The 11,357-nt window shown below is 63.1% G+C and carries 11 protein-coding genes and 3 pseudogenes; 8 read left to right on the top strand and 6 right to left on the bottom strand.

What is annotated here, in order from left to right:
• Positions 1–105 precede the first annotated feature (105 nt).
• From EH165_RS16590 to EH165_RS16910, 4 genes and pseudogenes are all read right to left on the bottom strand, one after another.
• Positions 106–327, bottom strand: coding sequence for a transposase (locus tag EH165_RS16590; protein WP_338418511.1), 222 nt, complete (start codon positions 325–327; stop codon positions 106–108).
• A gap of 5 nt (positions 328–332) precedes the next feature.
• Complete coding sequence (locus tag EH165_RS16585) at positions 333–719, bottom strand: transposase (protein WP_277870504.1); 387 nt, start codon at positions 717–719, stop codon at positions 333–335.
• A 125-nt stretch (positions 720–844) separates the two neighbouring features.
• Positions 845–1,183: pseudogene (locus EH165_RS16915) on the bottom strand (transposase); the annotation flags it as partial.
• Complete coding sequence (locus EH165_RS16910; RefSeq protein WP_422392114.1) at positions 1,105–1,545, bottom strand: transposase; 441 nt, start codon at positions 1,543–1,545, stop codon at positions 1,105–1,107. The pseudogene EH165_RS16915 and the gene EH165_RS16910, both read right to left, overlap by 79 nt.
• A gap of 686 nt (positions 1,546–2,231) precedes the next feature.
• Between EH165_RS16910 and EH165_RS13440 the strand changes: the two genes are divergently transcribed.
• From EH165_RS13440 to EH165_RS16265, 7 genes and pseudogenes are all read left to right on the top strand, one after another.
• Positions 2,232–3,044, top strand: a complete 813-nt coding sequence (locus EH165_RS13440; RefSeq protein WP_164479237.1) for an ATP-binding cassette domain-containing protein — start codon at positions 2,232–2,234, stop codon at positions 3,042–3,044.
• On the top strand, positions 3,041–3,685 hold the full coding sequence (locus EH165_RS13435; protein WP_124799905.1) for a hypothetical protein: 645 nt from the start codon (positions 3,041–3,043) through the stop codon (positions 3,683–3,685). The genes EH165_RS13440 and EH165_RS13435 overlap by 4 nt, the downstream gene beginning before the upstream one ends.
• 412 nt (positions 3,686–4,097) lie before the next feature.
• Positions 4,098–4,844 carry a CPBP family intramembrane glutamic endopeptidase gene (locus EH165_RS13430; protein WP_124799904.1) on the top strand — a complete coding sequence of 249 codons (747 nt, stop codon included), beginning with the start codon at positions 4,098–4,100 and terminating at the stop codon, positions 4,842–4,844.
• Between the two features lie 427 nt (positions 4,845–5,271).
• Positions 5,272–6,111, top strand: coding sequence for an SMP-30/gluconolactonase/LRE family protein (locus tag EH165_RS13425; RefSeq protein ID WP_338418496.1), 840 nt, complete (start codon positions 5,272–5,274; stop codon positions 6,109–6,111).
• Positions 6,112–6,113: 2 nt separating this feature from the next.
• Complete coding sequence (locus EH165_RS13420) at positions 6,114–7,088, top strand: DUF4432 family protein (RefSeq protein WP_164479236.1); 975 nt, start codon at positions 6,114–6,116, stop codon at positions 7,086–7,088.
• 2 nt (positions 7,089–7,090) lie between these two features.
• Positions 7,091–7,899, top strand: a pseudogene (locus EH165_RS13410) (SDR family NAD(P)-dependent oxidoreductase).
• A 64-nt stretch (positions 7,900–7,963) separates the two neighbouring features.
• Positions 7,964–9,027 (top strand): annotated as a pseudogene (locus EH165_RS16265) (mannonate dehydratase).
• A 10-nt stretch (positions 9,028–9,037) separates the two neighbouring features.
• Here the strand turns inward: EH165_RS16265 and EH165_RS13400 are convergent.
• A complete protein-coding gene (locus EH165_RS13400; RefSeq protein ID WP_124799899.1) occupies positions 9,038–9,598 on the bottom strand; it encodes a bifunctional adenosylcobinamide kinase/adenosylcobinamide-phosphate guanylyltransferase in 561 nt (186 codons plus the stop codon).
• A gap of 22 nt (positions 9,599–9,620) precedes the next feature.
• Between EH165_RS13400 and EH165_RS13395 the strand changes: the two genes are divergently transcribed.
• Positions 9,621–10,583, top strand: a complete 963-nt coding sequence (locus EH165_RS13395; RefSeq protein ID WP_124799898.1) for a cobalamin biosynthesis protein — start codon at positions 9,621–9,623, stop codon at positions 10,581–10,583.
• Here EH165_RS13395 and EH165_RS13390 read toward each other — a convergent pair.
• On the bottom strand, positions 10,555–11,301 hold the full coding sequence (locus tag EH165_RS13390; protein WP_124799897.1) for a cobalt-precorrin-6A reductase: 747 nt from the start codon (positions 11,299–11,301) through the stop codon (positions 10,555–10,557). The genes EH165_RS13395 and EH165_RS13390 overlap by 29 nt on opposite strands.
• Positions 11,302–11,357: the final 56 nt, after the last annotated feature.

The following is an 11,357-nucleotide window of genomic DNA, read 5'->3' as shown; positions in this document are numbered from 1 at the left end:
TTTCTGTTGTGGGTAGGTCTGGTGGGCCTTGGGTCGCTGGGTGGGCGCCGGTTCCACGTGCCGGTCCTGTTGCTTCGGGTTGCTGGGGTTGGTTGTTGTGGCTGGTCAGGCCAGGTTCGGTAGGTTATGAAGGCGGGCTAGTGCGGCGGCGATCAGTGCCCGGTGGGGTGCGTGTCCGGAGAGCCGTAGGTGGACCCTTCGGGATCGTTTGGCGATGTATCCGGCAATTGAGAACAGCAGCAGGCGTAGGCGCTTGGGTTCCCACCTGCGGGCCGCGGTGCCGGTGAGGGCCAGCATTTGGGACCAGGCGGTGATATCGGTGGCCAGTGCGACTACGGCGAGCCAGATTTGGTTTTGGTTGAATCCGTGCAGCGGAAGGTCCCGCAGACCGGTGGGGGCACCTCCCGGCCCTTTGGGGCTGGGGGATCCTTCGCCGCCCGGATGCGGTCTTCGCAGCGGGCCCGGCGGCGGTGGCGTAGTTCCAGGTCCGCTAGTTGCCCACGGGTGGTGTTGGTGGCGAACGCGGTGAGCCGGTTTCCGTCGATGTCGGTGAACCGCAGTTGCGCCCCGGGGTGCGGCCGTTCGGCGCGGACGATGATCCGCATCCCGGGCGGCCACCCGGTCAGATCGACCATCTCGATCAGTTCCACCACCCATGCACCATCGCGGGGGGTGGTGTCCGCGTCGTAGGCCGGGGTCCACGCCTTTTGCGGAATCAACGCCAGTTCCTCGGCCCCTCACAGACCAGGGGTGTCGGTGAGGGTGAACCCCACCGAGTACGATAACCCCTGCCCTGTCAGCCATTCCACGAATCTGTGGGTGCCGCCGGCGCCGTCGGTGCGGATCAACACTTTCTTCCCGACCCGCCCCCGCTGCGATGAGATGGTAGTTGCGCCAACGCTTGCTTGGTCACGGTGATGTGGTCGTCGGCGGTGTTGGATCCGGCGTTGCCTTTGCGTAGCAGCATCGCTGCCGCTTCACCTGTCCCCTCGGCGCCGTGGTCGATCCACGCCCCCAAGGGGTGGTGACCGAATCCGCGTTTGAACGTCGGTGCGGCTTGTTCCTTTTCGGAGTGGGCGGTGATCAGGGTGGCATCCAAATCGATCACCAATGGCCGCCGAGCATCAATGTTGTGGTCTGGTGCGTGCTCCCGGCGAGTTTCCACGCTCTGGTCCGCACCTTCGCGCGGGCGGTGTTGATCGCTATCAAAGCCGCACCAGGATCGACAGCAAGTGCGCTGACAAGTCGTGACATCGTCGGATCCGACGCGACAGGTCCGTACAAAGCCGGTTCGGACCTGACCACCGCCAGGTCAGCGAGGCAATCCCCGCCCAACGCGACGGCGAAAGCCATATCCAGCAACGCCTTTCCAGGATCGATCACAGCCCACGGTGATTTCCAGGGCCGCAACGCCGCGCTCAGTTCCCGGTCCAAGCCGACCTTGCGGGCTGTTGCGACAAGCACCACCGCACCGGCCTGCGACACCAAGTCCTTGCCGGTGGTGTCCACAAGCAACGACGGGTAAGAACCGGTAGGCTTCTGCATCGGAAAGGTGCTCCTGAACTAGCGACGATTTGGACCTAAGAGACCCTTATTATCGCAGATCAGAGCACCTTTTCTTGATCTGGACACGACCCGATCAACCAATTCGATGAAAGCCCGAGGCTAGCCTCGGTTGCTCCAGCGAGAATTGCCTTCCGATCAAATGAAACTCCTCGGCTGCGATTCAGCTGCCCGGCGACCAAGATAGTTCTCGTCCCGATTGGGGATCCCGAAACGGGCATCATGTGAAAAGCTGGGATTGTGATTCTTGAACACGCGATCCTGCCAGTGCGTTCTGGCGAAGAGGCCGAGTTCGAGTCGGCCTTCGAGCAAGCCCGTCACCTGATCTGCTGTCAGCCCGGGTTCTGCAAGCTCTCGACATCACGTTTAAACGAGTCGCCCAATTCGTACCTGTTGCTCGTCGAGAGGGACAGCATCGAGGCGCACATCGACGGATTCAGAACGTCCAAGATTACCAAGACTGCAAGCGGCTACTGCACCACTCCTACGAGCCGTTCTCACAGTCGAACACTTCAGAGCCGTCCCGTAGGTCGATTCGTTGCGGAAATGTCGTGATCTTGGTCGTCAACAGCGCAGGCGCACGAATCCGGCGCCGCACGACGTTGGTAGGCGGGATCGTGTTTGCGAACGGGTTACTTTCGCCGAGCGTGAGGGCGTAGAAAGTCTTGGTGAGGTTGCAGAGGGTGGTGAAGCGATACGGTCGGGCCGCCCCGGTGCTGGCCGGTGTTGATCTTGAGGTGCCTGCTGGCGTCTTACTGCAGGTTGTTGGAGGCAACGGGGCGGGAAAGTCGACGTTGCTGCAGATCCTGGCGGGGGTGAGCGGCGTGTCTTCCGGGGAGGTGCTGGGCCGCCCCCGGATCTGCGGGTATGTTCCGCAGTCAGGCGGTGTTCACCGGGGCTTGTCGCCGCACTCCTACTTATCGCAGTTGGGCCGTATACGGGGCTTGACCGCCCGGGCGGCCCGCGGGCGGGCCGAGGTGCTGCTCGATCGGTTGGATGTGGGTACCGGTCGGGATGCGGAGTTGGCGACTGCGTCGGGCGGGACGCAGCGTAAGGCGGTCATCGCGCAGGCGTTCCTCGTTCCCGCGGAGTTGTTGGTGCTCGACGAACCCTTCGACGGTTTAGATGCTGTAAGCGCGGCGGTGCTGACCCGAATGCTGTTACAGGCGGCCGCCGACGGTGCGGCGGTGGTGCTCACCGATCATCGCGGCCAATTACCGGGAGCTGTTGTTCACGAGCTGGTCGGGGGTCGCCTCACGGTCGGCGCCACCGGTATGGTGACCGTCTTGCTGGTCCACGGCTCCGGGATGCCGGCGGCTGAACCAGTGTGGGGCGAGCTGCCCGGAGTGCTTACCGTTACCGTCACCGCCGATCAAGTGCGGTTGCTGGTGAGCGCTGCAGCCTGTGATGAAGTACTGAGCACGGCCCTGTCCCGCGGCTGGTCGATTCGCTCCGTCAACCCCGAAACGTACCTGCGATGACAGCGCTGCTGCGTTACCGATTGGTCACCCTTTCGCGCTCCCAACGCTGGGTTGCCCCGGCGGTGCTATTCATTGTTGGCGTAGGTATCGCCACCTGGAATGACAACGGACCGTTACTGCCGCTGTACGCGATATGCGCCGGGGTGCTGCTGGTCGCTGCGACCTGGTTGGGCATGGCCATCCTGAACCTGGACGACTCAGCACAACGGGCGATCATCGTGGTCTCCGTCGGACGACGACGTGCGCTGGCCTCACAGGTCGCAGCCGCGATGCTCGGCTGCGGTGTCCTAACCGCTATCGGCCTCGCCCTACCGCTCGCGGTCGGACACCATACGATCACCCCAGCAGTATTGCTGCTCGGCGCCGCGGCGCAGTTGGGCTGCGCCTGCACCGGTATTGGCATCGCCATGCTGTGCTGCAACTGGATGCTGCCCCGCCCCGGGTACGCGGTACTGACCGCAATGATGTTGGTGATGCTGGCAGTTCTCATTCCACACGCATCCCCGGTCAACCCGCTCCTGCGGGCAATGTCCAGCGAAAACCCCTCGACCCTGATAATCCTGGCCCTGGATGTAGCCGCCGTCGCGATTCTGCTCGGCTGCGGCGCACTCGCACACCAGGTCGCCGGTCGCCGCAACTGACCCACCACAAACGCGCACCACCCCGAGGCCCACTGGGAGACTAATGACCACTCAGCGATCCCCGATCGGGACGAAATTGATCATCCTCCGCGACCTAAAATTGACCGCTTAGCGCAACCGGTAGACGTTCGTTGTAGGGACCGTTGGACACCGCTGACCAAGGCGGGCCCTCGGCCAGGTCAGGCGCACGCATAAGCGCCGCCGCGGTGTTCATCGCTTGTGCGTGCCATCTGGAGGTACTTCCGGACCTGTGGAGTGGGCGTTCCGATGCGCACCGTCAAAATGTGGCCGGGCTTCGTGGGTGGTCCCCTTGCGACCACCCTGCGTGGCATCGCCTCTAGCTAGCCCCTGGACAGCCTGTAAAGGATCAGCGAAGTGGAACCTTTCGTACCCGCTCCGTATATTGCTCGGGGTGAACCAGGATCGGTGGAGTGCATTCGGATTTGGCGTGGGCATTCATCTGGCTCGTTTTTTCGTCATTATCGGCGCGCTTACTCTCGGTCCCCTTGTCGGTATCTCCGGCTGGTACTTAGGTCTGGCTGCGAACGTTGCCTGCGTGATCTTCGCGGTCTCCATCGTTACCGCTCGCAAACTGTGGCGTACGTCGGGCATCCTCGTGGCCTGGCGCGGCAGGCTCGCTTTGCTATTTCTGCTGCCACTGTTCGCCGAAGTTTTGGTGTGGGCTTTACCGTCGGGCTTGCGCAATGACGAACCCGGGTTTGGCATGTGGGCGCTCACGCTCGTGCTGGTCGGAGTGAATGAAGAGCTGACAAGCCGAGTAGTGGTGCTCGAAAGAATGCGCAGATCTTTCCCGCCGCTGGCATCAGTTGCCGTGACCGCAGCACTCTTCGGCTTACAACATTTGTCCGCGCTGGCGACGACGAGTCGAACCTTGGACGACGTCGCACTTAATGTTGTCGCCTCGTCGTGCTACGGGTTCGTTCTCGCCGCGTTCCAGTTCCGATACCGATGGGTTACGCCGCTGATCGTCGTGCACGCGGCCGCAGATTTTACGACGATCCTTTCCGTGCAGCCCGTTCCAGACGCCGCGGTGGCGGTGACGCTCGTCGTCTTCCTGATTCTGGGTTTCACCATTTTGCGCTCAGCCCGAGTAGCTAACCGCCACAGCAGCGGGCATCAGGACACTGCGTCGCCGTAAACAACGCTTGCGGGATGCTTTAACCTCAAGCGCAAAGGGGCTGAAGCGCTCCTCTTCAACAATGCAGGGTCGGTGAGCGCCTGCCGGCGAACGCCTGGCGGGTTCGGCGCGGCCAGACACTCGCCTGACGTCGCAGCGGCAGGCAGAATCACCAGCAGCAGAACCATAAAACCGAGTGCCAGATTTTGTTCACTCGTATCGGGGCCGACCGAGTCCAGACAGGGTTTCCCCACAGTTCTTGTGCAGGCGCGCGCCACGGTAAGTACGAAGAATGTGGTGCGCCACACTATCGAACAGGGAGTGAGCGCCTCAGAGGCGTTAGCCTGCTCCCACGTGACGCGCAGCGATTCCCGTATCTACTAGCTCGGCTCGGACCTCTTGAAGGGAACGACCTATTACTACCGTCGAAGTTTTTGCCCCACCTGAAGTGGTGATCCGCGCTCGGGCCACAGTGGGCGAAGGGCCGGTCTTCGACCGACGCTCCGGAGGGTTGTGCTGGGTGGACATTGACAACGGACTGCTCTTCGAGAACGACCTGACGACGGGCGAGCAGATCGTCTCGTCCATGCCCACGCTCCTGGGGGCAGCGGCGCCCCGCTTGAATAACAGGGGGTTCGCCGTGGCAGTCGAAGGCGGGTTCGGGCTGTTTGTCGATGGTGAGCTGCAACTCGTCGACCCGGTGCTGCCAGAAAGCTACCGGCGGATGAATGACGCGAAGTGCGACTCCCAGGGTCGCCTCTGGGCGGGAAGTACCCACAAGGAGTTTGTGCCGGGGGTGGGGGCCCTCCATCGTTGGGACGGCCGCGCAGAAAGCACAGTGATGGCCTCTGGTTTCTCGCTCCCCAACGGCCTCGGCTGGAATGCAGATGACACCGTCATGTACCTTGCAGATAGCATGACTCACCAGCTTCTTAAAGCCGATTACCGCTGCGGCGAAGAAGATCTCGGCGAATTCACGCAACTGTGCGAAGTCAGCCCGGGGCTTCCGGACGGGCTGGCCGTCGACATGGACGGATGCGTGTGGCTCGCGGTGTGGGGTGGCTACGCCGTGCACCGCTACGACAGCACGGGTCGGTTGATAGGGCGCGTGCCCATGCCGGTGGAGAAGCCGTCAAGTTGCGCGTTCGCAGACGATGGGACGTTGTATATCACCTCTGCCTCGGCGGGCCTCTCGGAAGCTGATCTGCTCCAGCAACCCCTTGCTGGCTCAGTGTTTGCGCTCAGCACCACCACTCGTGGCGTCCCAGTGCATGCCTTTGCGGGCTGATCGTGCAGACCCTTGATCTCTCCACCGCTGATCTGTTTGTCGCCATCGACCCGCAGCGCGGGGCAGATATTCTCTCCCTCACAGATCGGCGCACCGGGGTAGATGTGCTTTTTCGCACCCCCTGGCGGGAGCGGGCGGATGCCATTCGGGACGGGCAACAGCCGTCCACGTTCGATACGAAAGCTGGCTGGCTCGAGCAGTACAGGGGCGGCTGGCAGACTCTGGCGCCGAACGCCGGGGACCCGCGGCAGGTGCACGGTGCGCCCCTGGCCTTCCATGGTGAAGCGTCCGTCGCAGCGTGGAGTGTCGATGACAAGACAGAACACACGGCGCGTCTGCATGTTGAACTTTTTTCCGTGCCCGTGCGCATCGACCGGACGATCAGGCTCACCGGCCCGACCATCAGCATCATCGACACCCTCACCAATCTGAGCACCACCGCTCTGGAGTTCGACTACTCGCACCACCCGGCGTTCGGAGGTGCGTTTCTCGACGGAACGTGCAGGATCGAAACCGGCGCCCGACGATTCACCAGCGACGAGCAGACCACCTCCATTCGCAATCCTGGTTCTGAGCATCAATGGCCGTATGCGGTGGCAACCTCTGGCGACCGTCTTGACTTGCGCGAAATTCCTGCCCCTGGATCTCCGCGAGAGCTGTTTGGCTGGTTGCACGACTTCCAGGCCCATTGGGCGTCGATCACCAACCTGGATCTGGATCTCACAGCCCGCATCGAGTGGGACGGCGAACTTCTGCCCTACGCCTGGCTCTGGCAAGAGCTCAACGCGAGCGATGAGTTTCCCTGGTACAAACGCGCCAGGGCTGTTGCCATCGAACCGGCGAGTATGCAGACGAGTGGTCCGGGACGACGGAGTGTCCTGCGCCTGGGGGCGAATGTTCGCGTAGAAATACCCATCAGCGTGACGTTGGAGTCCGCGACGAGACACAGCTTGAAACCACACGACAGGAGCGAATAAAGATGGGCGAACACGAGGGGCGCGTTGCTCTGGTAACGGGCGGGTCCCAGGGCATCGGCCGAGGGGTCGCTCTGGAGCTGGCACGCCAGGGCTCTGCAGTGGTGGTGCACGGTCAAACCATTGAGCAGGCAGAGGATGTCGCGAGGGAGCTCATCGACGCAGGGGCCGAGCGGTGAGCGTCGCGGGCGCGATTAACGACCCGGACACGAGCAAGAAGGCCGTCGAGCTGGCAATCGCACGCTTTGGCCGCTTGGACACGCTGGTCACGTGCGCGGGAATTCAACGCTACGGCGATGTTGTCTCCACGTCCGAGCAGACGTGGGATGAGGTTTTCGATGTGAACGTCAAAGGCGTGTACATGGCCGCCCACGTGGCGCTGCCGTACCTGCGGCAAAGCCCGTCGGGCAGCGTCGTCATTGTTGCCTCCGTGCAGGCGGCCGCGACCCAGAACCAGGTTGCGGCTTACACCGCCAGCAAAGGTGCTTTGCACTCGTTAGCGCGATCGATGGCCGTTGACGAGGCGGAATACGGTATCCGCGTCAACAGCGTCAGCCCCGGATCAGTCGATACGCCCATGCTGCGCCAGTCCGCCGCGTTGTTCGGTGACGGGTCGGACGACGGCGCCGAACGGGTCCTGGCGAATTGGGGGACGGCCCACCCGCTCGGCCGAATAGCCCGTCCCTCGGAAATTGGCGAAGTGATCTCCTTCCTCACGAGCCCCCGTGCAAGCTTCGTCACCGGCGCCGATATTCGGGTCGACGGTGGCCTGCTGGCCCGAATTGCAGCGCCTCTGCCGCTGAAAGAAAGCTAAAGCGCGGGCATGCCCTAAGCATCGCCCGCAGGTCCTGTTTCTCCTTAATCGAAAGGCACGCACCATGATCCAACTGTCAGAGATGCTTTCCCCCCGACCCGACCCCTTGTGGAAGCTGGTCAAGCAGTGCGGGGTAGACAACGTGGTCGCGCTTCTCAACGGAGCCGAACAAGACCAGCGCATGTTCGCCTCCGTCGGCAAAGACGGGTTCAAGGGGGCCGAAGCTGATGACATTCCCTGGGGCGAAAAGGCCATCAAACGGGATATGGACCTGTTTGCAGATCACGGCCTGAAAGTGATCGCCATTGAAGACACCGCGCCCCTAGACAAAGTGCGTCTCGGGCTCGACGGCCGCGACGAGCAGATTGAGAACGTGATCACCCAGATTCAGGCCATGGGTCGCCTGGGGATTCCGACGCTCTGTTACAACTGGATGGCTATTTCGAGCTGGGGTCGAACCAGTGTCGACATTGTTGGCCGCGGCGGCGCTCTTGTCACCGGATTCCGGGCTTCCGACTCAGAAGCGCTGCCGCCCTGGCAGCGCCGGGCGAGGTCACCGACGACCAGCTTTGGGGCGGATTGCAATACTTCCTTGACGCGGTGATCCCCGTTGCCGAAGCCGCTGGGGTGCAACTGGGGATGCACCCTGACGACCCGCCGCGGATGATGGGCCGCAACGTTCCGCACATCATGCGATCGCCGGACGCCTTTCGACGCATGCTTTCGCTCCGGCCATCATCGAGCAATGGCATCACTTTTTGCCAAGGCAATTTCGCACTGATGGAAGCGGACCTGCCTTCGCTGATCAGGGAATTCGGTAGCTGCGACCAGATCGCGTTCGTGCATTTTCGCGACGTCCGTGGCACGGCAGACGACTTTGAGGAAACCTTCCACGATGAGGGGCAGACGGACCTGCCCGAGTGCATGCGGGCCTACGCCGAGGTCGGCTTCAACGGTCCGATGCGGCCAGATCATGTGCCCACAATGCACGGCGAATCGAACGAGCGACCGGCGTATGGCACTCTCGGTCGGTTGTTCGCGATCGGTTATATCCGCGGGCTGGAACAGGCCATCTACGGCAAACCGGGCTTCCCTACCAACCGGCCGGAGGGTGTAGAGCCTCAGTGACGCGAAGCCGTCACAACCTGAGCGTGCGGCCAGCGACCACCAGCAGAACGTCATCGCTGGCCGCCGCTACGGCCTGGTTGACGGTCCCCAGCAGGTCTCGGAACAGCCGGCCCGACTTATAGTCTGGCACCAGCCCCATCCCCACTTCGTTGGTCACAGCAACCAGGGGTCCGGCAGCGAGAGTCCACTGCCGAATGAAGCCCGCGAGTCGGGCATCAAAAGCGTTGCGCCACTGACTTTCTGGCGCGTCCCACCCCTGCAGCTCGTCCATGACGGCCGTGACCCACGTGCCCAGGCAATCAATCAACACAGCCCCCCGCGCCTCGGCGATACCCGTTGCCAAGTCTGATGTCTCGACGGTGAGCCAATGTGCGGGCCGGCGGGCCTGGTGGATCGCAATGCGCGCCGCCCATTCCGGGTCGGCTTCCGCATTCGGAATGGGGCCGGGAAGGAGGCAGGCGACTTGGGGCACCCCAGATAGCAAGTGCTCGGCAACCACGGATTTGCCGGACCTGGCGCCGCCGGTAATAAGCGTGCGGTGCGCGGTAGGGGCAGGGGAGGGGGCGGTCACGTCCCTATTATTGACAGTTGTGATGACTTCCGCAGCAGGCCTGTTGATCGGTGTGGGCGCCGACCGCCTCTTCGGCGATCCGCGACGGCTGCACCCAGTGGCCGGCTTCGGACAACTTGCTGGGGCGCTGGAGAAAGCAACCTACGCAGATAGCAAGCGAGCCGGCATTTTCCACGTCGCGGCGCTGGTGGGCGGGGTAGTGGTCGGTGCTGCGATGTTGGAACGGGCGGCGAAGCCCGCGTGGGCGCGCACCTGCTTAGTGGCGCTGGGCACCTGGTCGGTGTTGGGCGGGCGATCTCTTGAGCGTGAGGCGCGCACGATTTCGAGCCAGCTACAGGCCGGCGACCTGCCAGCGGCTCGCATCCAGGTCACACACCTGGTGGGCCGGGACACGAAGGAGCTGGATGCTGCCGAAATCACGAGGGCGACCTGCGAATCGGTGGCAGAGAATACGGCGGATGCTGTTGTGGCGCCGCTGTTGTGGGGTGCGGTCGCGGGTTTGCCCGGGCTGCTCGGGTATCGGGTGATCAACACGTTGGACGCGATGATCGGCCACCGCAGCGCCCGTTATAGCAACTTCGGGTGGGCAGCAGCGCGACTGGACGACGTCGCAAACCTACTACCAGCGCGGCTGGGGGTCCTCGTGATCGCCGGGTGCGCACCGATGGTCGGCGGCTCGGCGAAAGAGGCTGTGCGAGCAGCACTTCGGGATGGTCCGGGCCATCCGAGTCCGAATGCGGGGCTCGTCGAGGCGGCCTTCGCAGGCGCGCTGGGTCGAACCTTCGGCGGCGTCAACGTCTATGACGGCCACACCGAAAACCGCGGAAGGCTAGGCACCGGACCGGAGCCTGATGTTGCCGACATCAGCCGCACGGCAACACTTGCGGCCGCGGTGGGTGTGGCATCCGCGGGGCTGGCGGCTGCTCTGTCGGCAGTGTTGGCGACTGTTCTGTCGGCTAGTGTGGCAGCGCGGAAAGCGCGGTAACCCAGCTCACTGCCCCGTCCACCGACTCGACTCGCCGCGCCTGTCCTGGCTCGGGGCGGCGAATGATGACGATGTCAATGCCGAGTTCGGTTGCGGCGGTGAGCTTCGCGCTGGTGTAGGTGCCGCCCGAATCTTTCGTCACGAGCGCTCCAACTCGCCTGCTGGACATGAACTCTCGTTCGCTTCCAAGAGAATATGGTCCTCGGCTTGTGATCACTTCCCACGTTTCGGGAAGAGGTTCCGACGGAGCCTGCACCACGCGAACGGCAGTAAAGCGGGAACCCAACGCTGGAATGTACTCATGCGCAGTCTGTCGACCTGTGGTCAGAAACACTCGGTCCGAGAGTTCAGCGGCGACAGCGCCCGCCTCCTGTGTATCCAGAACCCAGTGCCAGCTGGCTGCCCCGGGAAGTGAATCCCAACCGGGCCGCAGCAGCCTCAGGAGTGGCACCGAATTTTTTGCGCATGCCGCTTCCGCGGAAGCGCTGATGGTTGCGGCAAAGGGATGGGTGGCATTGATGACGGCCTGGATGGCGTTCTCGCGCAGGTACTTCGTCAAACCGTCGACGCCGCCGAACCCGCCTATGCGAACTTTGCCGGCTGGCAGGGCGGGGTCTTTGATGCGGCCCGCCAACGACGAAATGATGGGCACCGACTTTGCGGTGAGTGCCAGTGCGAGAGCTCTAGCCTCCGACGAGCCACCGAGTATCAAGATCACGACAGTGAATATCCCACAGTGGGGGTTTTTACGAGCCGGCTCGCCGGACTGAGCCA

This window comes from Nakamurella antarctica, from assembly GCF_003860405.1.
GTDB classification, from domain to species: domain Bacteria; phylum Actinomycetota; class Actinomycetes; order Mycobacteriales; family Nakamurellaceae; genus Nakamurella; species Nakamurella antarctica.
This window is presented reverse-complemented; position numbering and strand designations above follow the sequence as displayed.